This window comes from Devosia chinhatensis, assembly GCF_000969445.1.
In the GTDB taxonomy this organism is placed as follows: domain Bacteria; phylum Pseudomonadota; class Alphaproteobacteria; order Rhizobiales; family Devosiaceae; genus Devosia; species Devosia chinhatensis.
The window spans coordinates 1219395-1244009 of sequence record NZ_JZEY01000061.1 but is presented as its reverse complement, the minus strand read 5'-3'; the positions used below and the strand labels follow the sequence as shown (position 1 = coordinate 1244009).

25 protein-coding genes are annotated in these 24615 nt (G+C 63.6%); 15 read left to right on the top strand and 10 right to left on the bottom strand.

Translation table 11 applies throughout. The features are described 5' to 3' along the window. The first annotated feature begins 1 nt into the window (after position 1). From VE26_RS17800 to VE26_RS16395, 8 genes are read left to right on the top strand one after another with little or no spacing between them, the layout of a single operon-like run. Positions 2-409: an MnhB domain-containing protein gene (locus VE26_RS17800; protein WP_046106172.1), complete on the top strand. Its 408-nt coding sequence runs from the start codon at positions 2-4 to the stop codon at positions 407-409. Next, positions 406-786, top strand: coding sequence for an NADH-quinone oxidoreductase subunit K (locus tag VE26_RS16425; protein ID WP_046106171.1), 381 nt, complete (start codon positions 406-408; stop codon positions 784-786). Before VE26_RS17800 ends, VE26_RS16425 begins: the two co-directional genes overlap by 4 nt. Continuing rightward, positions 783-2306 carry a proton-conducting transporter transmembrane domain-containing protein gene (locus tag VE26_RS16420; RefSeq protein ID WP_046106170.1) on the top strand — a complete coding sequence of 508 codons (1524 nt, stop codon included), beginning with the start codon at positions 783-785 and terminating at the stop codon, positions 2304-2306. Before VE26_RS16425 ends, VE26_RS16420 begins: the two co-directional genes overlap by 4 nt. Then, positions 2303-2659: a Na+/H+ antiporter subunit E gene (locus VE26_RS16415; protein ID WP_046106169.1), complete on the top strand. Its 357-nt coding sequence runs from the start codon at positions 2303-2305 to the stop codon at positions 2657-2659. Before VE26_RS16420 ends, VE26_RS16415 begins: the two co-directional genes overlap by 4 nt. Next, the gene (locus VE26_RS16410) at positions 2656-2946 is read left to right on the top strand and encodes an MrpF/PhaF family protein (protein WP_200897261.1); all 291 of its coding nucleotides are present in this window, start codon (positions 2656-2658) and stop codon (positions 2944-2946) included. Before VE26_RS16415 ends, VE26_RS16410 begins: the two co-directional genes overlap by 4 nt. Continuing rightward, on the top strand, positions 2943-4178 hold the full coding sequence (gene mnhG / locus VE26_RS17560) for a monovalent cation/H(+) antiporter subunit G (RefSeq protein WP_200897260.1): 1236 nt from the start codon (positions 2943-2945) through the stop codon (positions 4176-4178). Before VE26_RS16410 ends, mnhG begins: the two co-directional genes overlap by 4 nt. 9 nt (positions 4179-4187) lie before the next feature. Next, positions 4188-5696, top strand: coding sequence for a sensor histidine kinase (locus VE26_RS16400; RefSeq protein WP_046106168.1), 1509 nt, complete (start codon positions 4188-4190; stop codon positions 5694-5696). Continuing rightward, positions 5689-7035, top strand: coding sequence for a sigma-54-dependent transcriptional regulator (locus VE26_RS16395; RefSeq protein ID WP_046106167.1), 1347 nt, complete (start codon positions 5689-5691; stop codon positions 7033-7035). Before VE26_RS16400 ends, VE26_RS16395 begins: the two co-directional genes overlap by 8 nt. A gap of 114 nt (positions 7036-7149) precedes the next feature. Here VE26_RS16395 and VE26_RS17270 read toward each other — a convergent pair whose 3' ends face one another. From VE26_RS17270 to VE26_RS16375, 4 genes are all read right to left on the bottom strand, one after another. Next, positions 7150-9003 carry a glycosyltransferase gene (locus VE26_RS17270; protein ID WP_052715970.1) on the bottom strand — a complete coding sequence of 618 codons (1854 nt, stop codon included), beginning with the start codon at positions 9001-9003 and terminating at the stop codon, positions 7150-7152. A 252-nt stretch (positions 9004-9255) separates the two neighbouring features. Beyond that, positions 9256-10269 (bottom strand): Hsp33 family molecular chaperone, encoded by a 1014-nt coding sequence (locus tag VE26_RS16385; protein WP_342018458.1) that lies wholly within the window; start codon positions 10267-10269, stop codon positions 9256-9258. A 119-nt stretch (positions 10270-10388) separates the two neighbouring features. Further along, positions 10389-11318: an ornithine carbamoyltransferase gene (gene argF, locus VE26_RS16380; protein WP_046106166.1), complete on the bottom strand. Its 930-nt coding sequence runs from the start codon at positions 11316-11318 to the stop codon at positions 10389-10391. A gap of 122 nt (positions 11319-11440) precedes the next feature. Beyond that, positions 11441-12640, bottom strand: a complete 1200-nt coding sequence (locus tag VE26_RS16375) for an aspartate aminotransferase family protein (RefSeq protein WP_046106165.1) — start codon at positions 12638-12640, stop codon at positions 11441-11443. Here VE26_RS16375 and VE26_RS18740 point away from each other — a divergent pair. Then, a complete protein-coding gene (locus tag VE26_RS18740) occupies positions 12639-12770 on the top strand; it encodes a hypothetical protein (RefSeq protein ID WP_280136899.1) in 132 nt (43 codons plus the stop codon). The two genes, VE26_RS16375 and VE26_RS18740, sit on opposite strands and share 2 nt — an antisense overlap. Before the next feature lie 229 nt (positions 12771-12999). Next, the gene (locus tag VE26_RS16370) at positions 13000-13566 is read left to right on the top strand and encodes a GcrA family cell cycle regulator (RefSeq protein ID WP_046106477.1); all 567 of its coding nucleotides are present in this window, start codon (positions 13000-13002) and stop codon (positions 13564-13566) included. Positions 13567-13687: 121 nt separating this feature from the next. Here VE26_RS16370 and VE26_RS16365 read toward each other — a convergent pair whose 3' ends face one another. Then, positions 13688-14992 (bottom strand): sensor histidine kinase, encoded by a 1305-nt coding sequence (locus VE26_RS16365; RefSeq protein ID WP_152658880.1) that lies wholly within the window; start codon positions 14990-14992, stop codon positions 13688-13690. Between the two features lie 69 nt (positions 14993-15061). Between VE26_RS16365 and ppk2 the strand changes: the two genes are divergently transcribed. Further along, complete coding sequence (ppk2, locus tag VE26_RS16360; protein ID WP_046106163.1) at positions 15062-15916, top strand: polyphosphate kinase 2; 855 nt, start codon at positions 15062-15064, stop codon at positions 15914-15916. 55 nt (positions 15917-15971) lie between these two features. On the opposite strand, the gene VE26_RS16355 is transcribed toward ppk2, so the two are convergent. After that, a complete protein-coding gene (locus tag VE26_RS16355) occupies positions 15972-17240 on the bottom strand; it encodes an aminopeptidase (protein WP_046106162.1) in 1269 nt (422 codons plus the stop codon). A 125-nt stretch (positions 17241-17365) separates the two neighbouring features. On the opposite strand from VE26_RS16355, the gene VE26_RS18735 reads away from it, so the two are divergent. Further along, positions 17366-17488, top strand: a complete 123-nt coding sequence (locus VE26_RS18735; protein ID WP_280136898.1) for a hypothetical protein — start codon at positions 17366-17368, stop codon at positions 17486-17488. A 410-nt stretch (positions 17489-17898) separates the two neighbouring features. Continuing rightward, positions 17899-19692 (top strand): ABC transporter ATP-binding protein, encoded by a 1794-nt coding sequence (locus VE26_RS16350; RefSeq protein ID WP_046106161.1) that lies wholly within the window; start codon positions 17899-17901, stop codon positions 19690-19692. Positions 19693-19722: 30 nt separating this feature from the next. On the opposite strand, the gene VE26_RS18135 is transcribed toward VE26_RS16350, so the two are convergent. The 3 genes from VE26_RS18135 to blaOXA all read right to left on the bottom strand — a co-directional run bounded on the left by VE26_RS18135 (position 19723) and on the right by blaOXA (position 21384). After that, complete coding sequence (locus VE26_RS18135; protein ID WP_160297861.1) at positions 19723-19899, bottom strand: hypothetical protein; 177 nt, start codon at positions 19897-19899, stop codon at positions 19723-19725. A gap of 48 nt (positions 19900-19947) precedes the next feature. Then, positions 19948-20490: a DUF924 family protein gene (locus VE26_RS16345; RefSeq protein WP_046106160.1), complete on the bottom strand. Its 543-nt coding sequence runs from the start codon at positions 20488-20490 to the stop codon at positions 19948-19950. A gap of 78 nt (positions 20491-20568) precedes the next feature. Beyond that, a complete protein-coding gene (gene blaOXA / locus VE26_RS16340) occupies positions 20569-21384 on the bottom strand; it encodes a class D beta-lactamase (protein WP_046106159.1) in 816 nt (271 codons plus the stop codon). 57 nt (positions 21385-21441) lie between these two features. Here blaOXA and VE26_RS16335 point away from each other — a divergent pair, with 57 nt between their 5' ends. Both VE26_RS16335 and VE26_RS16330 read left to right on the top strand, forming a co-directional pair. Further along, positions 21442-22005 (top strand): DNA-3-methyladenine glycosylase, encoded by a 564-nt coding sequence (locus tag VE26_RS16335; protein WP_046106476.1) that lies wholly within the window; start codon positions 21442-21444, stop codon positions 22003-22005. 183 nt (positions 22006-22188) lie between these two features. Further along, on the top strand, positions 22189-22503 hold the full coding sequence (locus VE26_RS16330) for a hypothetical protein (RefSeq protein ID WP_046106475.1): 315 nt from the start codon (positions 22189-22191) through the stop codon (positions 22501-22503). Between the two features lie 21 nt (positions 22504-22524). Here the strand turns inward: VE26_RS16330 and VE26_RS16325 are convergent, their stop codons facing one another. Continuing rightward, positions 22525-24534, bottom strand: a complete 2010-nt coding sequence (locus tag VE26_RS16325; protein WP_046106158.1) for a beta-N-acetylhexosaminidase — start codon at positions 24532-24534, stop codon at positions 22525-22527. Between the last annotated feature and the right edge of the window lie 81 nt (positions 24535-24615).

The following is a 24615-nucleotide window of genomic DNA, read 5'->3' as shown; positions in this document are numbered from 1 at the left end:
CATGAACTCGCTCATCTTCACCTCGAGCGCCCGCATCCTGTTCGGCCTCATGCTGGCAGCGTCGATCTTTATCCTGTGGAGGGGTCACGACGAGCCGGGAGGCGGCTTTGTCGGTGGGCTCGTCGCCGCCATGGCCCTGGCGGTCATCGCCCTTGCCGAAGGCGTGCCCAAAGCCCGCGCCCTCCTGCGCATCCATCCCATGAGCCTGGCGGGACTGGGCGTGTTCCTCGGCTTTATCAGTGGTTTGCCGGGCCTCTGGGTCGACGGCTCCTATCTCGCTCATCAATGGGTGTTCTTTCCCAACGGCTTCAAGCTGGGCACGACCATGGTCTTCGATATCGGGGTTTATCTGGTGGTGCTGGGCGGCATGCTGGCCCTGGTTTTTCGTCTTTATGAGGATGCACCGTGACCCTTATCTTCGCTGCCGGCATCGCAGCCATCATGGGCTGCGGCATCTATATGCTGCTCTCGCGTCACACGATGCGCATCCTGCTCGGCGTCATGCTGATGTCGGCCGGGGTGAACCTCGTCATATTCCTGGCCGGGCGTATCGGCCCCAACCCGCCGCCATTGATCGAAACCGGTGCTTATACGCTTGTGGCCGATGCTGCCAATCCGCTGCCGCAGGCGCTGGTGCTGACCGCGATCGTCATCGGCTTCTCGCTGGTCGCCTTCGCTGCCGCCCTGGCGCTGCAGACCTTCCGCACCAGCGGCACGCTTGACCAGCGCGACCTCGGATCCGCCGAGGCGCTCGGCTCGCCCTATGACAAGGAGGCTGGCAAATGAACCTGCTCGCCTCCCAAGCCCTGACCTGGCCGGTCATTATCCCCCTGGCCGCTGCCGCCCTCTGCGCGCTGGCCTGGCATCGCCCGGCGATCCAGCGCGGCATCAGCCTTCTCGCCCTCGCGCTCATGCTCGCAGCGAGCATTCTGCTTCTGGTTCAGGTCGAGCAGAATGGCACGCAGATGATTGCCTTCGGCGGCTGGCCCGTGCCGTTCGGCATTGTCTTCGTCGCCGATCGCCTCGGCGCGGCCATGGCGCTGATCACGGCCATCCTGGCCTTCTCGATCATCGTGTTCGGCTTCGCCGACATCAGGCGCCGGCAGGAACATGCCGGTTTTCATCCGCTTTACCTGGGCATGATCGCGGCTGTCGCCGGCGCGTTCCTCACCGGCGACGTCTTCAATCTCTATGTCTGGTTCGAGATCATGCTGATCACGGCAATGGGCCTTCTGGCCATCGACCGGACCCGCGCCCAGCTCGACGGCACGATCAAATATGCGGTGCTCAACCTGCTTGGCACACTGCTCTTTCTTCTGGCCGTCGGCATCCTTTATGGCGCGACCGGCACGCTCAACATGGCCGATCTCGGGCTTGTGCTGGCCGATGCCGAGCCGTCTGCGGCTTTGGGGCTGGTGGCGGCGCTGTTCCTCGTCGCCTTCGGCATCAAGGCGGGGTATTTCCCGCTCTTCTTCTGGCTGCCGGCCTCCTACCACACGGCTTCCATCGTCGTGTCGGCGATCTTTGCCGGCCTCATCACCAAAGTGGGCGTCTATGCCAGCTTCCGCGTCTTTACCCTGCTGTTCTCGGTCGAGGACGGCGGCGTACGCGAGGTCGTTGCCGTCATGGCCGCCGGCACCATGCTGTTTGGCGTGTTCGGCGCCGCCGTGCAATGGGACATCAGGCGCATCCTCTCGTTCCACATCGTCAGCCAGATCGGCTACATGATGCTGGGGCTGGCGCTGGCGACACCGGCTGCCATGGCGGGCGCGGTGTTCTACATCGTCCACCATATCATCGTGAAAGCCAATCTGTTCCTGGCAGCGGGAGCAATCTACCGCGCCAGCGGGACCTATGACCTGCGCCGGGCCGGCGGACTGATGGCCAGCCATCCACTATTGGCCCTGCTCTTTGCCGTTCCTGCCCTGTCCCTGGCCGGCATCCCCCCGCTTTCCGGCTTCTGGGCCAAGTTCATGGTCATCGACGCAGCCTTCGCCGCTGAAGCGCATTGGCTGGCCGGCATCGGTCTGGTGGTGGGTCTGCTGACCGTCTTTTCCATGTCCAAGATCTGGGTGGAAGCGTTCTGGAAAGCGCCGCCGGTGCAGCGGAAGAAGCCGCGGCGCGTGCCCGTGCTGATGCTGCTGCCCATGGCGGGATTGGGGCTTTTGACCCTCGTCATCGGCTTTTCGCCAGAACCCTTCGTCGTTTACGCCGAGGCAGCGGCCGCGGCGCTGCTCGACCCGTCAAGTTACATCGATGCCGTGCTGGGTACGGCCCTTTCCCCCGAAAGCGGAGATGCGTCATGACAGATCGCCGAACAGGTCCGATGCCCCGGCTCTGGGCTGCACTGGTCCTCGCGGGAATATTCGTGCGGGAATTGCTGCTCTCCTCCATCATCGTCGCCCGCACCGCCTTTGCCAGGAAGATCGACGTGCAACCGGCCATCGTGGCGGTGCCGCTGAAGCTGCGGACACGACTGGGGGTCAGCATCGTTGCCAATCTGGTGTCGCTGACGCCGGGCACCACGTCGCTGCATACGAGCGAGGACGGCAGCATCCTCTATATCCACGCCCTCGATACGCTCGACGAGGAAGACGTGATCCGCTCGATCAAGACCAGCTTCGAGAAATGGGTTCTGCGCATGGAGGGAACGCCATGATGGGGCAGGATGGCCTTGTGACGCTGGGCAGCTTTGGATTGCTGCTCGTGCTGTGTGCGCCCCTGGTGCTCACCTTTTTGCGAATGCTGCGTGGTCCCGGGATCGCCGACCGCTTCGTGGCGCTCGACATGTTGACCGGCATTGCCGTGGCCATGGCCGCTCTGACCTCGGTCGTGACCGGGCGGCGTGAATTTCTCGATGTCGCCTTTGGCGTTGCCGTGTTCGGCTTTGTGGGCACCTGCGCGCTGGCCGCCTTTCTCGAACGCAAGGGAGGGAACAAGCAATGACCTGGGCCATGCAGTTTCTGGGCCTTTTGATGCTGGCCCTGGGCGTCGGCTTCGTCATCGCCGCTGCCATAGGCGTCCTGCGTTTTCCCGATGCGTTGCAACGCATGCATGCCTCCACCAAAGCCGGAACGCTGGGCGCAATCTTCGCGGTGCTCGGCGCCATGATCCTCCTGGGAGAAGGCACCGCCGCCATCGGCAGCATGGCCATTGTCTTCATGCTGCTCACCGTGCCGGTGGCCGCCCATCTGTTGGGCCGGGCAGCCTATGTGTCCGGCGCACCCCTGCGACTGATCGCCGGACGCAATGCGCTCCTCGGCGTCCTTGAACGCCAGGATGTGCCACTCGAAGCGCGGACGCAATTCGTGGCCTATAGCCCCCTCTCATCGCGCCGGGAAACCGCCTCGGTCGCGCCCGAGGTCATTGCCGATCTCAGCGAGGTGCGTCTTGGCGTGATGGCTCCCGACATTGCGCCCGCTCTGCGCCGGGCAATCGCCATCCGCAACCTGGCCAAGGTGCCGCTCAAGGCCATTGCCGTCATCGACGAGGCCTTCCTGCAAGCAACCTCCGATCCGCAGCGGGCCCGTTCGAAAGTGCGCGAAAAGCTGTCTCTGGCTATCGAGGAACTGGAAGCGACGCTGCCCAAGAAGCGATCCTTCTTCACCTTGTCCTATGAGGAAGGTGACCCGCTCAAGCTCATCCCAACGGGCTCGGACCGCGCCTCGCTGCTGATCCTGCCCAGCCACGGCTGGTGCCATCACGGCGTCGACCTGCCGACGCCCGGCGCCACGGGCCGACCGGAAGGGCTGTTGAAACTGCCCGACCATCATGCCGGCAGCGTGCTGTTTGTCCACCGCGACACTGTCCCCAGGAGCCCCACCATCCTGATCGAGGACGATGGCAGCCTGGAGATTGCCGAAGGTCTCGACTGGGCCTTGCGCACCCGTATCTGGGTCGCACCACGCCTCGTGCTGATCAATCGGGGTGGCTTGGCACGGCGGGATGTCTTTGCCGTCATTGCCGAGCGGCATGGCGCTACACTCGATGACCGCCTCCTCGACGCGGCCCCCAATGCGCCACTCCCCGCGGGGGGTGCGGATGCCGATGCGCTTGTGACAACGACGCTGCCAAGCCCCAAGCGGGCGGACTGGTATGGCCAGTCCTGGCATGATCGACTGGCACCGAATTGGACAGGAGATGTGCTGGTCGTTCCGTCGACGCCCAAAGCGGGCTAGATTGGCATCATGCCCGATCCGAACGCAGCCTCTGCCCCCGCCCCCGTCGGCAAATTCCCAGCCGCTGGCCCAAAGGGCCGCGGCAATTGGTTCGGGTTTCCGTCCCTGCGCCTGACGACGATCATGCCTCTGGCGCTATCACTGGTCGTGTTCGTGGTGACGCTGACCATTTCCTGGCTCACGGCTGATCTCGTCAATCGACAAAACACCGAATTCGTCGCCGACAAGGCGCAGGTCTTTCTCGATGCAACAGCCGGGCATTTCGCCAATAGCCCCTCGCTGTCCGAAAGCGCCTTCACCGACGCGCTGACGTCTGCCCTGTCCTTTAAGACCGTGCTGCAGGAAGAGGCGCTGGCCGTGGCCTGGCGCAATGCCGACGGCATCAATGTGCTCGCCATTCCCGAGACTGCGACCGAGTCGTTGCGCGGCGACCTCCTCGCGGCTCTGGAGGTCGGGCGCGGCTCACCCTTTGTCCTTCGCGACAATGCGCGGGGGGTTCTGACCAACGTTTATGGAGACGGGCCGAGCCTTTTTGCCATCAGCGGCATTTTCGACACCAGCGCGCTGGCCGCGGCCAACGAAGCTGTGCACCAGGCCGCGCTGGGGTTGAGCCTGCTCGTAGCGCTGGCCATTGCGGGTGCGGCCTATCTTCTGGCCCGGGCCGCGATCTCGCCGCTGGTCGCGCTGGCAAACCGGCTGGCCGAGGGTGGCACCAGCAACGCCGATGTTCTGTCCGGGCAATATCTGAGCTCGGAAATCCTCGAGATCGAGACCATTCTGGCGTTACGCCGAGAGGACGAAAAATCCCGGGACAGCATCGCCCGCCGGCTTGCCCAGCAGGAACGCGATCAGGTTCTGGCCAGGCTCGCGGCCACGCTCGCTCATGAAGTGCGCAACCCGCTGGCCGGCATCCGCAATGCCTTTTCGACCCTGCGCCGCTTCGGCCATGACCAGTCGGTGCGCGATGAAACGCTCGACATCATCGAGGGCGGGCTCGACGCCTTGCAGCGGCTGACAGATGTGACGCTGTCCACATATCGGCGTCGACCCGGAGACGGCATCATCACCGGCAGTGACATCGCAGACCTCGCCCTCATCATCTCCCCGCAGGTCAAGCAAAGGGATCTGCAGCTGCGCTGGGATATTCCCGACAATACCCTCATCGTGGCCGATGCCGACGCCGTACGGCAGATGCTGGTCAATCTCCTTCTCAATGCCTGCAAGGCCAGCCCTCCGGGCGGCCTGGTGGAGGTGAGCGCGCGCACCGAAGAGGCCGGTGTGCGCATCGCGATTAGCGACCAAGGCAGTGGCATGCCCGAAGGGGTGCGCCAGCATCTCGAAGCCGGGCTGGCCGGGACGCTTGCGGGCTCCCGGGACCTCGGCCTCTGGGTCGTGCATTCCCTGGCCGACGAACTGGGGGCCACCGTCTCGGTGCAGAGCACGGTAGGTCGGGGCACCGTGGTCAGCGTGCTGTTCCTCTCACATTCGGGCAATGAAGAAAGGCCGGAGAATGGCTGACAAGCCCCTTATTGCCATTGTGGAAGATGATCCGGTTCTCGGTCGATCGCTGCGGCAGCGCTTCCTGCTCGAGGGCTTTCGCGTCAGCTGGTTCACCACCATCGCCGAGGCGCGGGGCGCCCTTTCGGGCCATGCCGCCGACCTCGTCCTGTCCGATATCAGGTTGCCTGATGGCAATGGCGGCGCGCTGATGGCGGAGCTGTTCGATGCCTATGGCGTCGTGCCGACCCTTTTCATGACGGCCTTTGCCGATCTCGAGGATGCCGTTCGACTGATCAAGCGCGGCGCTCGGGATTATGTCGAAAAGCCCTTCGATATCGATGCCCTGGTCGACAAGGTACGCTTCATTCTCGGTGAGAGCCTACGCGAAGACACCGACCCCTTTGCCAGTTTCGGTCTTTCCCCGGCGACGCTGGACATCCGGCGCACGCTCGACCGGGTGGCGGACCTTGACGTGCCGGTGCTGATCCAGGGCGAAACGGGGACCGGCAAGGACGTTGCGGCGCGCTATCTCCATGCCAGCGGCGCGCGAGCCAGCAAGCCTTTTGTGGCGCTCAATTGTGCCAGCATCCCCGAAAGCCTTTTCGACGATGCGCTGTTCGGCCACGAAAAAGGCGCCTTTACGGGGGCCGTCGCCCGCCAGCCGGGCCTCGTCGAGCAAGCGGGCGACGGAACGCTCTTCCTCGACGAAGTGGCCGAGATCGGCCCGGTGCTTCAGGCCAAGCTCCTGCGTCTCATTGAGATGCGCGAATTCCGGCGCCTGGGTGGTACGGAGACGCTCACCACCCCGGCCCGCTTCGTTTTTGCCACGAATGCCGATCTTCCCAAGGCCGTGGCGCAGGGCGCCTTTCGCGAGGACCTGTTTTTCCGGATCAATGTCGTGACGCTCGACATGCCGCCGCTGCGCTCGCGCCCTGCCGAAATCGAGCCTTTGGTCCGCTACCAGCTGAACAAGACAGCGCGTCGCATGGGACGCACGGTGCCAGAACTGGACGCCGATGTTCTGGCCCTGGCGCTGAGCGACAAGTGGCGCGGCAATGTCCGCGAACTGGTCAACCGGGTGGAGCGGGCGGTCGCCCTGGGCGAGGAGGGCCGCGTGCGCATGCGCGACTTCTGGCCGGACCGCATCGCCCATGCGGTAGAAAATCTTGCGCCGCCAGAGAGCGATCTCAGTCTCAGCCTCGTGCGGGAGCGAGCCGAAGCCAGCCATATCAGAGCTGTTTTGCAGCAAGCCGGCGGGCGGGTGCAGGACGCCGCCCGGCTGATGGGCGTCTCCCGCACCACTTTATGGGAAAAAATGCGCCGCTACGGCATCGAAAGTGCTGACGATGGCAAGTGATGCCGGCCTTAACACAGGAGCAAGTCGATGAGTGTCAATCGCTGGATTCTTCTGGTCTGTGCCATCGCGGCGATGATCAGCGCCGCCATCCTCCTTAATTGGTGACGCTTGCGATCATTCGGCACTCGGAACGGCAACAGGCCTTTGATCCCGAGGCGGTCTGGGTTGCGGCGGCCGGGTCACCTGGTGGGGTGTCTTCCACCAATGGAAGGGGCGATGGAGAAATTCGACCATGGCCCGCAGCGTGGCAAAGGCCACCAGGAGCCAATAAACCGGCAGAAGCAGTTGCACCACGCCGAGTCCGGATTGCGCGGTCCGCGATAGACCGATGAAATTGGTGGCGCTGGCAAGACCATAGCCACAGGCAAAAATGACGAGGCACGCCAGTGCCCAAGAGCTGGTGACGGGCTCGGATGGCGTCCCGGTGATCAACCGAAAGGCGAGCATCCCGGCAAAGGCGGTGTGCAGTAAGGGCGCCAGCACCATGCCCAGGATCGTCACCTGAAACAGGCAGAAGGCCCGCCATCCCAGATCGGCCAGCAAGCGTCGCGGCCGGCGATTGTGAACCGCGAAGGTCTGAAGCCAACCCTTCATCCACCGGGTGCGCTGTCCCAGCCAGACCTTGAGATTGGTGGGCGCATCCTCGTAAGTCACGCTGGCGCTGGTCGCGGTGCGCAGGGTGCGGCGCGCCAGCCGAACGCCCAGGTCGGCATCCTCGGTCACGTTGAAGCCATCCCAGCCACCGAGCTCCCGAAGGGTCGCCAGCCGGAAATGGTTGGACGTGCCACCCAGCGGCATGACCGCGCCCCAGCGGGCCAGCGCCGGCAGGGTAACGGTGAAGAGACCCGCATAATCGCCGGCAAACAGAGCCGCCAGCGGCCCTTGCGTGCCATTGCCGATGACCAGGCGAGCCTGGATGCAGTGGACGTCCGGCTGCTGCCGGAACTGGGCCACCACCTGCCGCAATTGCCCAGGCTCGGGCCGGTCTTCGGCATCGAAGACAACGACGAACTCGCCGCGGCAAAGCGGCAACGCAAAGTTGAGCGCCTTCGGCTTGGTTCGTGGCGGCGCATCGGGCACCACGACAAGGCCGAACCTTGCATCATGGAGGCGCTCGCGCACGGCGGCAATCGTATCGGGTGAGCGGCTCTCCACCACGAAGAGGATTTCGAGCTTCTCGCGCGGGTAATCGAGGCGACCCAGGCTGACGCAGAGCTGGCCCACCATATTGGCCTCGTCGCGCAGGGGGACGAGAATGGTATAGAGCGGCAAGTCGTCTTCGAAGCCGCCTTTAGGGGCCACAAAGGGGGGCGTATTCGGTGTCAGCAGCATGGCCATCCGCAAGAGGATCGGCGCGACCACCAGAAGCACCCAGATCGGCAGCAGCAGCATTTCTTCGGCCAGGGGCGCCAGCAGCGCCATCACCACAAGCAGCATCAGGCCGATGGCAAAGCTCCACCGCACTGGGCGGGTCAGGTCGAGCTGGGCGGCTGCATGCGGCCAGGATTTGGCCAGCGTCTGCCGCGCCCCATCGACCAGCGCCTCCTCGGCAGCCTGGACCAGCAAGTCGCCCAGCAGGGCCTGCGGCACGATGCAGACATGGCGGCGCAGTTCCGGATTACTTTCATAAACCTTGCGCAGACGCAGCAGCCCGAAAAAATCCGGTGCCGCAAAGGCGATTTCGGTGCCCGCCATGCGCATGCGAAACATCCGCACCTCTGCGAGAACCTCGAGCCGGGTCGGGGCGAGCGTTGGCAGCGCCAGAGGCGGCAGGGTGGCGTAGAAGGCCAGGCCCAGCCACGCCGCTGCCCGCTCCATGACAAGTGCCGGATCCAGCCGCAGATAGAGGGCACAAAAATGCAGCGGGTCGACCTCGGCCAGCAAAGCCTCGTCCAAAAGAGCGGACGCATCTTGTGGATCACCGTCGGCACCGATCAATGCCGTCATGAGGCTCAGCGTGTCCGACATGACCTGCCTCGACGCCGTCTCGCGCGCAGGTCCAAGCGCAGCTCTCTGGTGACAGGTTCGCAAGGGCAGGCGGGATGAACCGGTGCCAACAGGTCAGCGGCACTGGTCCGGAACGGATCGCCCTCGATGCTCGGCTTCAGGCCGGCAGCCATGTCGGCACCCCCCGCGCCGTCAGAACGCAGGCAGTCTGCCCATTTGTCGGTCTATTGGCAAGTCACTGGCAGTGCCGGAAAAAGACACTGCCAGGACGGGTCAGTTCTGGAACTGGTGAGGATTGAATCGATAGGCGCTGGAGCAGAATTCGCACACCACCTCGATTTCGCCGTCCACGGCCATTTCCTGGCGCTCTTCGTCCGAGAAGCTGTTGGCCAGCATGTCCTCGATGCGATCGACCGAGCAGGTGCAGCGCTCTTCCAGGGTCTGGGGTGGAAACACCCGGACGCCGGTCTCATGGTAAAGCCGGAACAGCAACCGCTCGGGCGACAGATCGGGGTCTGCCAGCTCAAGATCGCCCACCGTGCCCAGCAGCGCCTTGGCCTCCGACCAGCCATCGGCTTCGACGAAATCGGGATCGGCCATGGCCGGATCGTTGAAATCGCCATTGCCCGGCAGATCGGCCATGACGCCCATGCCGCTGGCCGGCAGGTGCTGGATCAGCAGGCCACCGGCGCGCCAGCGGGGGCGATGGTCTCCCTTGGTGCTCATCTGCGCGACGGCCATGCGCACCTGGGTCGGAATCTGCTCGGACTGCATGAAATAGGTATGCGCGACCTCTTCGAGCGAATTGCCCTGCAGGGCGACAATGCCCTGGTAGCGCTCCATATGCTGGCCCTGGTCGATGGTCAAGGCGAGATGGCCATTGCCCAACAGGTCCGCCGGGCTGGTCTTGCCGGACTCGGCAGCCTTGACCAAGGCATCCTGGTCGAAGCGGGCATAGCCGCGCATGCCGTCGGGCGCGTCGAAGTCCACGACGATCAGGTTCACAGGGCCATCCGTCTGGGTCTGGAGGATGAAACGACCCTCGAACTTGAGCGACGATCCGATCAGCGCCGACAACACCACCGCCTCGCCCAAGAGGCGGGCGACCGGCAGCGGATAATCGTGGCGGGACAGGATGGTGTCGAGCGCTGCGCCGAGGCGCACGACGCGGCCGCGGGTATCGAGCTTGTCGAGCGTGAACGGCACCACGGCATCGTCCCCGGACTCGGGGCGGTCAAGGCCCAGGGCGGAGAGCAGGTTCTCGGTCATGGTCGGTTCCGTGGTCATGTCTTGGTCTTTCCTTAGGCTAGCCTCCGCAATCGCGACGCGCCAGCCGGGCAATGTGCAAACCAGCGGCGCCAATCCGGGAGGAAGGGCGCCGCCAGAAAACCGCACAAGGCCAAGCGTCAGTTCGTCTCTATTCCAAAGGCCCAGCACAAAACGGCTTTCTGGGCATGGAGGCGATTTTCGGCCTCGTCGAACACTACCGATTGAGGCCCGTCGATCACCTCGTCGGTCACCTCGTCGCCTCGATGGGCGGGCAGGCAGTGCATGAACAGGGCGTCCTTGTTCGCCAAGGCCATCAAATTGGTGTTGACCTGATAGGGTTTCAAGACCCGACGGCGCTCGGCGGCGTCGACGTCGCCCATCGACACCCAGGTATCGGTGATAACCAGGTCTGCGCCCTCGACGGCTTCGCGCGGATCCTCGATCAGCCTGACGGCGTTGCCGGCCCGGCGGATGTCGTCCATGAGGTCCTTTTCGGGGCTATATTCCTCGGGCGTTGCAATGGTCAGCTCGCAACCGAACAATTCGGCCGCATTGACCCAGGAATGCAGCACATTGTTGCTGTCTCCGACCCAGGCGACCTTGGCGCCGGAAATATCGCCGCGATGTTCCTCGAATGTCATGAGGTCGGCCATGATCTGGCAGGGATGGGCGCGCCGCGTCAGGCCGTTGATCACCGGCACGGTGGCGTTCTCCGCCAGATCGAGCAGATCGGCGTGGCTGAGGATGCGGATCATGATCGCATCGACATAGCGGCTCATCACCTGGGCGGTATCGGCCAAGGTTTCCTCGCGGCTGAGCTGCATTTCCTGGCCGGACAGCATGATGGTTTCGCCGCCCAGCTGGCGCATGCCGACGTCGAAACTGACGCGGGTGCGGGTAGACTGGCGCTCGAAGATCATGGCGAGGACCTTGCCGTCGAGCAATTTGGGACGATCGCCGTCCTTGAGGCGCGCCTTGAGGGCGCCGGCCTGGTCGAGCATGCCGCGCAGTTCGGCATAGGAGAAATCGTCGATGGACAGAAAATGCCTTGGGGTGCCGGTCTTCATGGCCGGGCTCCTTTTATTGACGCTTCACGAATTGGGATCAATGCCGCCAGCATGACTGATGACGGCTAACAAATCCTGTCAGAAGCTTCGGCGGCGTCCGAAATGGTAGAAGGTCAGATACATCAGGACCCTTCGGCCGGCGTGGCGGTTTCGGCGTCGATGGCTTCGAAGGCGGCGCCGATCTTTTCGATCGCCTCTTCGATATCGGCCTCGGACACGATCAACGGCGGCAGGAGGCGCAGCACGTTCTCGCCCGCGCTCATGGTGAGCAGACCGTGATTGTCCCTGAGGCGGGAAACCATGTCGCGCACCGGCGTCGCGATCTTGATGCCGGAAAGCAGACCCTTGCCGCGCAGTTCGAGCACGTGGTCGGGATATTTCTGCGCCAGTTGCTGCAGATGCCAGGTCAGTTTCTGCCCCATGGCATTGACCTGGTTCAGGAAGCCAGGCGCCAGAATCCGATCGAGCACGGCATTGCCGACGGCAGTTGCCAGCGGATTGCCGCCATAGGTCGAGCCGTGGGTACCGGGGACCATGGACGCAGCCACATCGCCCTTGGCAAGGCAGGCGCCGAGCGGAAAGCCGCCGCCGATGGCCTTGGCCACGGCCACGATGTCCGGCGTCACGCCGGACCATTCGAAGGCAAAGAACCGCCCGGTCCGGCCGAAGCCGCACTGCACTTCGTCGAGGATCAGCAGCAGGTCGTTCTCATCGCACAGTTCACGCAGGCCCTGCATGAACTCGGTGCTCATCGCCGTCACGCCGCCTTCGCCCTGGACCGGCTCGATCAGGATGGCGCAGGTCTGCGGGCTCATCAGCGCCTTGACGCTCTCGAGGTCACCCGGGCTGGCATGCTTGAACCCGGGCGCTGCGGGACCGAAACCCTGCAGGTAATCGGGATTACCGCCTGCGGCAATCGTGCCCAGGGTCCGGCCATGGAAGGAGCCGGTGAAGGCGATCACCTCGAAACGGTCTTCTTGGCCCTTGGCCCAGAAGTAATGCCGGGCAGTCTTGATGGCGCATTCGAGCGCCTCGGCGCCGGAATTGGTAAAGAACACGGCATCGGCGAAAGTCGCGTCGACCAGTCGCTGGCCCAGCCGCTCCTGCTCGGGAATGGTGAAGGTATTGGCCGTGTGCCAGACCTTGTCGGCCGCTGCCTTGAGGGCGCTGACGAGATGGGCATCGCCATGGCCGAGTGCGTTCACGGCCACCCCGGAATGGAAATCGAGGTAATCTCGGCCATGCTGGTCGTATAGGCGCATGCCCTCGCCCCGCTCAAAGGCGAGATCGGACCGGGCATAGGTGCCATAGAGCGCAGACATGATGAAATTCCTCTCTTGGAAAGTCGTTGAAGACCTGTGTGGCAAAGCTGCCACAAAAGACAAAAACGCGCCGTTCGGCAGCGCGTTTTCGCCATCGGAATTAGGCGAAAATGACCATGAAAGTCAATGAGACACAGCCAAGCCGCTGATTTGACTCAAGGTTTGTTAGGACAATCTTAACCAATGAATAAACGGGGAAAATCGCCCCCGACTCTTGATCCTGATTCCTGCCATGGCGTAATCTCCGAGGCGTTGGGGGCACGACATCTCGTGCGGCGGACCCGCTCAACATACGAGCTGTAGATTCTAAAAGTTGCCAGAGCGTTTTTGGCAGCACAATGAAGGATTCTGTTTTGACGATGGTTTCAGGAGCACAAGCGGCGGGCTGGACTGACGAGCGCGTCGAACTTTTGAAGAAGCTCTGGATGGAAGGCCTCAGTGCCAGCCAGATTGCCGGAGAGCTCGGAGAAGGCGTGACCCGCAATGCCGTGATCGGCAAGGTTCATCGCCTGAAACTGTCTGCCCGGGCCAAGCCCACCAATACTGCGCCGCGCGCCCGTCCGGCACCCCGCCCGGCCGCCCGTCGGGTTGTGAGCCCTTCGGCGGGCATGAGCCATGTCAGCGCCAAGCCGCGTCCGGCCGCCAGCAGCATGCCGCGTCCGCAGGTCATGGGCGCCACGGCGCTGGCCATGGCGCCGGCCATGGAAACCGAGCTTTATGTCGCCCCCGCAACGCAGGAATTGTTCATTCCCGAGGACAAGCGCCTCAATCTGCTGCAACTCAACGAGCACACCTGCAAGTGGCCGATCGGCGATCCGCTGACTAAGGATTTTTATTTCTGCGGCCAGCATAGCCAGGAGAGCGGCCCCTATTGCGAGTTTCACTCGCGCCGCGCCTATCACCAGATGGACAAGAAGCGTCGCTGAAACGCGATCGGTCGATATGAAAACGGGCGCCGCGAGGCGCCCTTTTTGCTGCCGCATCCATCGAGTTTGTTGAGATCGCGCTGCGGCCTCTTGGTTCGAAAGGTTGCGAGCGTCACGCCAGCTAGGGCAGCAGCACTTCGACGCGCAGCCCTTCGCCGGGATTGGCACGGCTGCGAATGGTCAATTGCCCGCGATGGCGCTGGATAATGTGCTTGACGATGGCCAGGCCCAATCCGGTGCCTTTCTTCTTCCGGCTGGTTTCGGCATCGATCCGGTAAAAGCGCTCGGTCATGCGCGGCACGTGTTCGGGTTCGACGCCGGGCCCGTGGTCGACCACCGTCACCAGGTGGTGGAGGCCCGCCCGTTCGACGCTGGACAGGGTCACCTCGACCGTTTTGGCGGTGCCGCCGTATTTTATGGCGTTGTCGATGAGATTTTCGAACACTTCGTAGAGCTGGCCGCGATCGCCGGTCACCGTCACCTTTTCCTGGGGCAGGGTGATCACCACGTCCATCTCGGCGGCCTTGGCCTGGGTCTGGAGCCCTTCCCGGACTTCGCGCAATAATGAGGAAAGATCGACCGATCCGGTGGGTCGTACATGCTGGTGCATTTCGATGCGCGAGAGGCTGAGCAGATCGTCGATCAGCCTGCTCATGCGGTCCGACTGCGTGCGCATGATGCCCAGGAATTTCTCGCGCGCCGCGGCATCCTTGGCGGCAGGCCCCAAAAGCGTATCGATAAAACCCATGAGCGAGGCCAGCGGCGTGCGCAATTCGTGGCTCGCATTGGCGATGAAATCGGCCCGCATGGCATCGACACGCTTGAGCTCGGTCAGGCTCTGAAACGTCACCAGCATCTGTCGGCCGTCGTCCGTCAGCCAGTCCTGGTCCGCCCGATGCAAGGGCGCCACCACCACCTTGTCCCAAGTTTCGGCCGGAAGCGTCTCGTGGAGTTCGAAGCTGCGCGCCTCTCCGGTCCGGCTGGCGGTTTCGATGGCCGCGACCAGATCGGGATTGCGCAGCACCAGCGTCATCACCCGTCCCGGCAGCAGGCCGGGATATTGCCGGGCACCCGGCGCATTGCCGTAGAGCACGGTGCCGCGACGGTCGAGCACGAAACAGGGATCGGCGAGGGCCTCGGCGAAGGCGGCGACGGATTGCTCCTGGCGCACCACAGGCAAGTGTTCACCATTCGTTTGCGTCACGGTCACGACCGGCAGGGGCAAAAGCGCCAGCAGCACGATTGCGGCCAGAAGGCCCAGAAGCGCGATATCGGGCCGCAGATCGCCCAGGAGCACGAAGCCGGCAATGATACCTGCCAGCCCGGCCAGGAGTGCGCCATAGCCAATCAGCCGGGTCAGCACTGTCTGCACAGGGGTCAATGGCGGGGAAGGTAGGGGATCGTCCATTTCGGGTCGTCGACTCACGGGGCCTCCCCCGCCTCTTGCAAGCAAGCCGGCTTCATAGCACGCTCAATATGACGATGGAGAGACAGTGTGACCGACCCCGTTGACGGCTTTGACATAAACGATCCCAACCTGCCCAAGGCCATCAAGAAGGCCGCCTTCGCTTCGGGCGGCTTTCCGTATGCGGACAAGCTGGATGGCGACGAGTATGACACGCAGATGTATGCGCTGCAAAAGCAGCTGGTGCTGCATCAAGCCCATATGGCCGAGGCGGGAACGCGCACCGTCATCATTTTCGAAGGTCGCGACGCTGCCGGCAAGGGCGGCACGATCAAGCGCTTCCTGGAAAATCTCAATCCGCGCTTCAACATCATCGCTGCCTTGCCCAAGCCCAATGACCGCGAGCGCACGCAATGGTATTTCCAGCGCTATGTGGAATGGCTGCCGGCTGCGGGCGAGATGGTGCTGTTCGACCGCTCCTGGTACAATCGCGCCGGCGTCGAACCGGTGATGGGCTTTTGTACGCCCGAACAGACCGAGCGCTTCCTCTCGGAGGCCCCCGAATTTGAAAAGCGCCTGACCAATGACGGCATACGCCTCGTCAAGTTCTGGCTCTCGATCGGCCGCGAGATGCAGCTCAGCCGCTTCCACGACCGCCGCCACGATCCGCTCAAGACCTGGAAGCTCTCTCCCGTCGATCTCAAGGCACTCGACCTCTGGGACGCGTATTCGAAAGCCCGGGACGAGATGCTGCGCCGTACCGACAGCAAGCATGCGCCCTGGACCGTGATCCGTGCCAACGACAAGAAGAGGCTGCGCCTCAACGCCATCCGCACCGTGCTGCACGGCGCCGACTACAAGGGCAAGGACAGCGCCGAGATCGGCGCCATCGACCACAGGATCGTGCTCAGCGCCGACGAATTTCTCGACATGAAGGGCGAATAATCCCTGGCGGTGACCAGCCCTCAACCGAACGGCCGGTCACCGGAAAGGGCCAGCCTCAGAAGGCCCATTCGCCCTTGCGCATGACGGGCTCGCTGGTGCCATCGGCATGGATGCCGTCGATATCCACCTGGTCCGAGCCGATCATCCAGTCGATATGGATGAGGCTCTTGTTGCCGCCCTGCGCGAAAATCTGGTCCTGGCTCAGCGCCTTGCCATCGTCGAAACAATCGGCGTAGCACTGGCCCATGGCGATGTGGCAGCTGGCATTCTCGTCATAGAGCGTATTGTAAAAAAGGATGCCGGACGCCGAAATGGGCGAAGAATGCGGCACGAGCGCCACTTCGCCCAGGCGCCGGGCGCCTTCATCTGTGTCGAGCACCTTGTTGAACACGTTCTCGCCCTTGGTGGCCTTGAGCTCGACCAGCCTGCCTTCCTCGAACCGCGCCTGGATATTCTCGATCAGCGTGCCGTTGTGGCTGAGCGGCTTGGTGGCCGCGACCGTACCCTCGACGCGCAGGCGGTGCGGCGTGGTGAACACTTCCTCGGTGGGAATATTGGGATTGCAGGTAATGCCGTTCTTGGCCTCCGAAGCGCCACCCTTCCAGCGATGCCCATCGGCCAGGCCGACCGTCAGATCGGTGCCCGGCCCCTTATATTTGAGAGCCGCGAACTTCTTGCCGTTCAGCCAGGTCCAGCGCGCCTTGAGGTTGGCGTTATGCGCCGTCCAGGCGGCGATGGGATCATCCTGGTCGACGCGCGAGGCGGCAAAGATCGCGTCGGCCAGCTTGCCGATCGCCACGTCTTCGGGATCGTTTGGAAACACCAGCTTGGCCCAGTTGGGCGTCGGATAGGAGACGATGTTCCAGTTGATGTCGAAGCCGGTGATCAGTTCCAGCGCCGGGCGATAGGCCGCCGAATTAGCGCGATTGGCGCGGCTGACCTTGTCGGGGTCCTGATCGGCCAGCATCATCGGATTGTCGCCGGAAATGGCCAGCCGCGCGGCATTGTTGCGATAGGCCTCGGCCATGCCCGAATAAAGCCAGCCCGCCGCGCGGTCGAAACTGTGATCCTTGGCGTGGCGGAAGCGGGACAAAGTGGTTTCCTCGTCCGAATAGATCGTGGTCACGACACCGGCGCCGGCCTTGTAGGCATGCTCGGTGATGCGGCGCACCAAAGGCGCGGCGGTCATCGGCGCGGTGATGATCAGGTCCTGGCCCTCTGCCAATTGCAGGCCGACCTTGATGGCGACCTCGCCGAGCTTGTCGAGCTTGTTCGGATCGATGGGGGAATGGCTCACGGGACTGTGCCTCTGCTCTTGAATCATTGGCGCGGAGCCTATCGCCCCGTTTCGCCGGGCGCCACCCGGCCAATTCGTAAAATCGGTTGACCCAGATCAAAGCTGCGTGGCGGCCAGGATGCGACAGCAGGAGCCATCCACAGGAGGCTTTCATGAGCATCACCGTCATCGTCGCAGCCGTTCTTCTGATCTTCGCCACTTTCGCCAGCGCCTTGGGCTATGCGCAGCTTCAGACCCATGGCCTTGCCGCCCCCGGCGCGCGCAAGGCTGACTAGGAGCTTCCATTGCCGCCTGCCACTGGGGGCCAGGCGGGCAATGGATCGCCGAGGCGTTGCCATCGGCCGCCCCGCGCTTTCCTGTGGCGCGTCTGCATCAGGAGCGGCCTTGTGCTGATAAACGCCATTGGCAAGGGCGGACGGTTTGGTTACAAACCGTCCGCCGCTGTATTTTATCGAGCAGGGAGGCGTTGCATGACAGCATTGATGTTCGCTTTCCCCCTGGGCAAGAAACGACCTTAGATTTCTCGCCCCGCCGGCATGCGCCATTGGCCTGCCGCCTGCGGTATTCCCGCCTCCTTGCAGCATAGCTGGGTCCTTTTCGGGGACATGCGCCGCCCGGGGCGGGTGCTGCCATTCATTTTATTGCTTGAAGGAACCGGGCTCCGGAAACGGAACCGGATAATCCAATGAGTCGCAAGAAGCTCTATTTTCGTGCCGATGCCTTTAAGAACGTGCTCGGCTTCACCTTTCGCCATTGGGCAAGGCAACCTGTCCGCATTGCCGGTATTGCAGCCCTTGTCCTGACCGCAACGCTGGCAGAAGCCATGAGCCCGGTTTTTGCCGGACGGCTTGTCGATGCCGTCGCATCCGGCCAGGGCGGCTGGGATGTCGCGCTATCGGCATTCTGGCTGATGTCGGGGCTCTATCTGGCCTCGGTGGCCCTGCGCCAGCTGGTCTTTCTCAATCTCATCCCGCTGACCCTCAAGATGATGAGCGACGTCGCCGCCCAGGGCTTTCATCGTGTGCAGCGCTTCTCCACCGACTGGCACGCCAACAGCTTTGCCGGCTCGACGGTGCGCAAGATCACCCGCGGCATGTGGGCACTCGACCTGCTCAACGATACGCTCCTGCTCTCGCTGCTGCCCTCGGTGGTGATGCTGGTGGGCGCAACGGTGATCCTGGGCTCGTCCTGGCCGGTCATGGGCCTGGTCGTCGGGTTGGGATCGCTGATCTATATCGTCGTCACGGTCTGGCTCTCGGTCGGTTTCGTGGCGCCGGCCGCCACCCTCTCCAATGCCTGGGACACCAAGGTCGGAGGAGCATTGGCCGATGCGGTCAGCTGCAACAGCGTGGTCAAGGCCTTCGGCGCGGAAACGCGCGAGGATGGCCTGCTCGACCGGGTCGTCGCCAAGTGGCGCAAGCGGACACGGCGCACCTGGCGGCGCGGCACGTTCAACGGCGGCATTCAGGGCGTGATGATGGTCGCCATGCAGACCGCGATCCTGGGCACGGCGCTGCTCTTGTGGCAGAGCGGCTCGGCCAGTGCCGGCGACATCACCTTCGTTCTGACCATGTTCTTCCTCTTGCAGGGACACCTGCGGGACGTGGGCCAGCACATCCGCAACCTGCAGAAATCGGTCAACGACATGGAAGAACTGGTGCATCTGCATGACCAGAACCTGGGCATTGCCGACAAGGCCGGGGCAAGACCCATTGTCATTGAAAAAGGTCACATCCGCTTCGACACCGTCACATTCCAGTATGGTGCCCATGCCAGCCCGCTCTATCGGGATTTTTCGGTCGACATCAAGCCGGGCGAGCGTGTGGGGCTGGTCGGCCATTCGGGATCGGGCAAGACCACGTTCGTCAAGCTGATCCAGCGTCTCTACGACGTGAAGGATGGCACGATCTCGATCGATGGGCAGAACATTGCCGATGTACAGCAGGCCAGTTTGCGCGCCCAGATCGCCATCGTGCAGCAGGAGCCGATCCTGTTCCATCGCACGCTGGCAGAAAACATCGCCTATGCCAGGCCCGAGGCCAGCCGTGCCGAGATCATCGAGGCGGCGCGACAGGCCAATGCGCATGACTTCATCATGTCGCTGCCCAAGCAATACGAGACCATGGTGGGCGAGCGCGGCGTCAAGCTTTCCGGGGGCGAAAGACAGAGGGTGGCGATTGCCCGGGCCTTCCTCGCCGACAATCCCGTGCTTATCCTCGACGAGGCGACATCGAGCCTCGACAGCGAGAGCGAAGTGATGATCCAGGACGCGATGGAGCGCCTGATGGTGGGTCGGACGACCCTGGTGATTGCCCATCGCCTGTCAACGGTCCGGGCGCTTGACCGGCTTCTCGTCTTCGACAAGGGCCGGATTGTCGAGGAAGGTGATCACGACGCCCTGATCCGGCTGGATAAGGGGATCTATCGCCGCCTGTTCGAGCGGCAGGCCCTGGAACTCACCAAGGGTCTGGTGGCCTAAAGGAAAGGGGCGCTTCGGTGCCCCTTTTTCTTAGCGCGCGTCGCGATCCTCGCGGGCATATTCGCGCTTTGTTTCCACCTCGGTGGTGACCCGTTCGGAAAGGGTGCGCGTTCGATTGCGCATAATGCCATAGACCACTGCGACGCCGAGAATGACGACGCCGATGGTGAGGGCGATAAGCCAGATGCTGGGACCGACTGTATCCATAACAGTTCTCCTTTCTGGCACAACGGCCCCGGAAAGGAAGAGTTGCGGTCAGAAGGACCGGCCGTCCCGCTCCTGCATATAGGCATGCTCTTGCGGTGTGCTCGTCCGACCCAGGGCCTCGTTGCGGAAGGGAAAGCGTCCGAAACGGGCAATGGTATCGCGATGCTCGATCATGAACTTGAGAGCATCCGCATTGCCCAGAGCCTCGAAGAGCTTCACCCCCTCGTCCTGGATGACCAGTGACTCGGCGTGCATATAAGGCATGTAGAAGAACATGACCCAGTCCTTGTCGACCGCCATGTCGTACCCGCCGGCAACGGCTTCCTGGGCGAGCGCCAGGGCCATCTTGTCCTGCGCGAAGGCCTCCGCCTTGCCCCGATGCAATTGCCGGGAAAACTGGTCGAGCAGGATCAGTTCGGCAAGTCGGCCTTCGGGGCTTTCGCGCCAGGCCCAGGCCTCGCCGCGCGCTACTTCGGCGTGCAGGTCGGCAAAGCGATGGCACTTGGTATCGAACGCGGGCTCGCCAGCAAACCAGTCGTCATAGCCATGCTCGACGAACCAGAAATCGATCACTGCCTCGGGGCCCTGCATCACACTCTCCTTGTTGAACGCTGTTCGGGCCGAACACCTTGGGCGGCCGAAGGTTTCCTGTAAAGCGCGGTCGCGATGTCACAGGCCCGCCCGCGCTATCACCGCCGTCCAGTGCTCCAGTATTTCGTCGCGGGCCCGAAGGCCGCCGCTGGTCTGGTGACGGGCCTCGTCCTGGTTGAGCCGCACCACGACCAGCCGCCGTCCATTCTTTTCGGCCCAGCCCAGATACCACCCCCAGCCGCTGGCATAATCGAAACTTCCGTCTGCCCGACGCGGATAGGCCGACCCGGTCTTGCCGCGGATCTGCCAGCCATCGACATGTCCAGCGGTTTCAAGCAGCCCCAGCGCGCCCTCTGCCGCCTGCCTAGCGACGGGTAATTGGCCTTGCAGCAGCGCCGTCATGAAGCTGGCCTGCTCAACCGGGGAGATCTGGAGCGATGAGGAGACCCAGGCGCGCTCGAGCCCGTTGTTCCGCCCCGGATCGCCGGAGAAATCGCCATTGCCATAGCCAAAGCTCAGCGCATAGGCACTCAGCCTTTCCTGCCCCAGCGCCTCGGCCAGCCGTTGAGAATACCAGAGCGTCGAGTTTTTCATCCACATTTCGGGGTCGGTGTCCTGGCGCCAGGAAGGGTTCCAGTCCGGGTCGCCTGGGGTGAATGACAGCCTCGGCGCGCTTGGCGAGGTGATGATGCCTGCATCGAACGCCATGACTGCCAGCGGCAGCTTGAAGGTCGAGGCCGGCGTCACGCGGCTATCGCAATCGCCCTCGGACAGCAGGATTGCCCGGCTCTCGGCATCGGCAAGAAGCGTGCAAAGTGGACGCGCATGCGCCGGAAGGATGGCCAGGAGGATAAGCCCGAAGCCCACCAGACCCGCGCGCAGATGATCAAGCATGTGTTTCCCCCGCATTGCCGATTTCCCATCGCGGCCGATTCAGGCCAAATGACGGCCATGCTCGATCTAAGCTTTTTCGACCGCCCCGTACTTGATGTCAGTCACGACCTGGTCGGGGCGGGACTTCTGGTCGACGGCATCGGCGGTCGGATCGTCGAGGTCGAGGCCTATGATGAAACCGATCCTGCATCGCACAGCTTTCGCGGCCCCAGCCTGCGCAACGCGGCGATGTTCGGTCCCGCTGGCCACGCCTATGTCTACAAGATCTACGGCATCCATTATTGCCTGAACGTCGTCTGCCGCACCGGCAGCGCCGTCCTGATCCGTGCCATCGAGCCACGCGCAGGCATTGAGGCCATGACCGAACGACGGGGCGGTGTCGGGCTCCGGCAATTATGCTCGGGACCGGGCAAGCTGGCCCAGGCGCTGGGGATTAACATGCAGCACAATGGCGCGCGGCTCGACCTGCCGCCGTTCGCTCTTCAGCCCGCACCGCAAAGGTCTCTCGTGGCCACGACGCCCCGGATCGGCATCACCAAGAATGCCGAGGCGCCCTGGCGATTCTGTTTGGCCAGCTCCCCCTATCTCAGCCGTCCCCTGCCCCGCGCCCAGGATTTGTGAACGGCGCAGAGGCAACAGCGGGCTTGCGGCACCGTTGCTCGGAAAGGCCGGCGCGCGTCAACCGGACACGGTGGCATAGGGCATGGAGACGGTTTTTCCGGTTTCTCGCTCCAGTCCGCCTCAGGCGGATGGAACCCTTGTCCCACCCGCGTCGGCCATGGTTCTTTTTCAGGAGGTGTGATCATGCCCCAGGGAGACAAGGGCGCTTATACCGACAAGCAGAAGCGCAAGGCCGAGCATATCGAGGAGAGCTACGAAAAGCGCGGCGTCTCCCACGAGGAAGCGGAAAGCCGCGCCTGGGCCAGCGTCAACAAGGATGATGGTGGCGGCAAGAAATCCGGCTCCGGCCGTGGCGCGAAGACCGGTCACCCTGCCGCGCACAAAGGTGGCAAGAAAGGGGGGGCGGCTTCGGCCAGCCGCAGCGCCGCGGACCGCTCGGCCTCGGCCAAGAAGGCTGCCGCCACGCGCAAGCGCAATGCGGAGAACCGGGCGCACTGATGCTGCGCCCGGCCCGGGGTCCTAGAGCTTTTCTTCGTAATGGCCGTACATGATCGGCATCAGGCCCACCAAGGCCTTGAACCGTTCCCAGCTCTTGCGCTCGGGCAGGGTCCATCCTGCTTCGGCAATGGCCGACAGCCGCGGGAAGACCAGACGGTCGAAGATGGCGCGATCGGTCATGCTTTCGGACCAGATACAGCTCTGGATGCCCAGAAGATGCTTGAGCCCCTCCTCCGAAAATCCGTCTCTGGCCTCGAACTCATAGGTTTCCTGCGGGCCCGACCACCCGGCCCAGCCAGCGCCCGGCTCCGCCCAGGACACGCCATTGGCCATGTCGAGATAATAGCGCTGGCCGGGGGAGACGACGATGTCGAAGCCGCGCTCGGCCAGAGCGGCATTGATCTCCACATTGCGCCAGCCGATGACATAGGCCTTGTCCTTGGCCACCGCATCGCCATGGGCGGCTTCTTCCCAACCGCCGGTTATGGCGCCCTTGGACGCGATATAGCCGTGCACGCGCCGGATGAATTCGGCCTGGAGGATCGCCGTGGGCGAGCCCTCGATCTCGTCGGCGCCATGGTGATTGCCCAGCTGGTTGAACTGGGCCTCATGCTTGGCGCGCATGGCCGGGCCGGCCATCTTTTCGATCATGTCGAGCGCCAGCGGCGAGCCGGACCAGGCGGCCAGCGGCACTTCGTCCGCGCCAAGGTGGAAAATACCAGCCGGGAACAGCTCCAGCGTCTCGTCGATCACTGTCTCGACGAAGGTATAGACCGGCTCATGCGCGGGATTGAGGCTGTTGTTGGGAAAACCCTGAACCGACTGGTACTCACCCTGCTCACCGGGGTCGCGCAGTTCGGGCAGCGCCTGAAGCGCGGCATAGAAATGCCCCGGCATGTCGATTTCGGGGATGATGGCGATGGCCAGATCGTCTGCCAGCGCCACGATCTCACGCACCACGTCCTTCGAATAATAGCCGCCCGTGGGCTGCGGGCCCGAGCCGAGCAGCGGCGGCAGGGCCTTGCCATGGCCGCGCCAGGCGGCAATCTCGGTCAGGGCCGGATAGGCGTCGATCTCGAGCCGCCAGGCCTCGTCCTCGGTCAGGTGCCAGTGGAACTTGTTCATCTTGTTCCAGGCCATGATGCGGATCAGGCGGCTGACTTCGGCACCGGTATAGAACTGGCGCGCCACGTCGAGATGGCTGCCGCGAAAGGCAAAGCCGGGCGCGTCATTGATCACGCCCCCGCTAGGCCAGGTAAAGGTGCCCGGATAGTGCCGGGCGCCGCGCAGCATGTGCCCCAGGGTCACGAGGCCATAAAAGAGGCCCGCATGGGTCGAGGCGGAAACGCCGGCGCTGTTTTCGGAAAATGCGATCTCATAGGCTTCCGCGCCCAGCCCTGCCTTTTCGGTGACATGGACCGGCATGCCGCCCTCGGAGGCCGGGCGGACGATGGCTTCCACCGCAAAGAGTTCCGCGGTCAGGTCCGCAAAGGCGTCGGCGGCGCGAATGGCCAGTTCGCCCTCGGGCTTGAGGTCGAGCCCGACCGGGGCGATGCGGCTGCCCGTCGTGGCGACATGGTTGGGCCAGGGAATGATCGAATGGGCCACCGGCGCCTTGGCCGGCACGTGGAACCGGGCCGCACCCTTGAGCAGGGGCGCGTTATGCCCCTTGCCCTGGGTGGGAGCGGTAACGAGGGAGACGATATCGCCCCCCTCGAGCACGAGATAGGCCGAATTGGCGCCGTCGCTCCAATGCCGCAGACCATAGGATAGGCCGCGGGCCGTCGCCGTCCAGGTCTGGCCGGGCTCCAGCACGAAGCCATCGGGCGGCGCGATCAGGGTATGATTGGACAGGCGCTTGAGCAGCTTGCCGTTTTCGAGCGTGGCATGGGGATCGATGCGGGCGGGCCCGGAAAAGCCGAGCTGGAAATTGGCGATGGGCGTGTCGCCATGATTGGTCAGTTCAAGCCCATAGCCCAGCGGCTCCTGCTCGGTGGCAGGCGACCAGGTGGTGACGAGGGAAAATGACATTGGCAAAGTCCTGAAGCTATGGCGATTTGGAGGTCTTCGTCCGGGCGCGGGGGCAGGACGAAGGAGCGGAGCGTGGCATGA

Coding starts and splice junctions, on each gene's coding strand:
- VE26_RS17800 (WP_046106172.1), top strand. CDS start 2: ATGAACTCGCTCATCTTCACCTCGAGCGCCCGCATCCTGTTCGGCCTC.
- VE26_RS16420 (WP_046106170.1), top strand. CDS start 783: ATGAACCTGCTCGCCTCCCAAGCCCTGACCTGGCCGGTCATTATCCCC.
- VE26_RS16415 (WP_046106169.1), top strand. CDS start 2,303: ATGACAGATCGCCGAACAGGTCCGATGCCCCGGCTCTGGGCTGCACTG.
- VE26_RS16410 (WP_200897261.1), top strand. CDS start 2,656: ATGATGGGGCAGGATGGCCTTGTGACGCTGGGCAGCTTTGGATTGCTG.
- mnhG (WP_200897260.1), top strand. CDS start 2,943: ATGACCTGGGCCATGCAGTTTCTGGGCCTTTTGATGCTGGCCCTGGGC.
- VE26_RS16400 (WP_046106168.1), top strand. CDS start 4,188: ATGCCCGATCCGAACGCAGCCTCTGCCCCCGCCCCCGTCGGCAAATTC.
- VE26_RS16395 (WP_046106167.1), top strand. CDS start 5,689: ATGGCTGACAAGCCCCTTATTGCCATTGTGGAAGATGATCCGGTTCTC.
- VE26_RS17270 (WP_052715970.1), bottom strand. CDS start 9,003: ATGTCGGACACGCTGAGCCTCATGACGGCATTGATCGGTGCCGACGGT.
- VE26_RS16385 (WP_342018458.1), bottom strand. CDS start 10,269: ATGACCACGGAACCGACCATGACCGAGAACCTGCTCTCCGCCCTGGGC.
- argF (WP_046106166.1), bottom strand. CDS start 11,318: ATGAAGACCGGCACCCCAAGGCATTTTCTGTCCATCGACGATTTCTCC.
- VE26_RS18740 (WP_280136899.1), top strand. CDS start 12,639: ATGATGAAATTCCTCTCTTGGAAAGTCGTTGAAGACCTGTGTGGCAAA.
- VE26_RS16375 (WP_046106165.1), bottom strand. CDS start 12,640: ATGTCTGCGCTCTATGGCACCTATGCCCGGTCCGATCTCGCCTTTGAG.
- VE26_RS16370 (WP_046106477.1), top strand. CDS start 13,000: ATGGTTTCAGGAGCACAAGCGGCGGGCTGGACTGACGAGCGCGTCGAA.
- VE26_RS16355 (WP_046106162.1), bottom strand. CDS start 17,240: ATGATTCAAGAGCAGAGGCACAGTCCCGTGAGCCATTCCCCCATCGAT.
- VE26_RS18735 (WP_280136898.1), top strand. CDS start 17,366: ATGAGCATCACCGTCATCGTCGCAGCCGTTCTTCTGATCTTCGCCACT.
- VE26_RS16350 (WP_046106161.1), top strand. CDS start 17,899: ATGAGTCGCAAGAAGCTCTATTTTCGTGCCGATGCCTTTAAGAACGTG.
- VE26_RS18135 (WP_160297861.1), bottom strand. CDS start 19,899: ATGGATACAGTCGGTCCCAGCATCTGGCTTATCGCCCTCACCATCGGC.
- VE26_RS16345 (WP_046106160.1), bottom strand. CDS start 20,490: ATGCAGGGCCCCGAGGCAGTGATCGATTTCTGGTTCGTCGAGCATGGC.
- blaOXA (WP_046106159.1), bottom strand. CDS start 21,384: ATGCTTGATCATCTGCGCGCGGGTCTGGTGGGCTTCGGGCTTATCCTC.
- VE26_RS16335 (WP_046106476.1), top strand. CDS start 21,442: ATGCTCGATCTAAGCTTTTTCGACCGCCCCGTACTTGATGTCAGTCAC.
- VE26_RS16330 (WP_046106475.1), top strand. CDS start 22,189: ATGCCCCAGGGAGACAAGGGCGCTTATACCGACAAGCAGAAGCGCAAG.
- VE26_RS16325 (WP_046106158.1), bottom strand. CDS start 24,534: ATGTCATTTTCCCTCGTCACCACCTGGTCGCCTGCCACCGAGCAGGAG.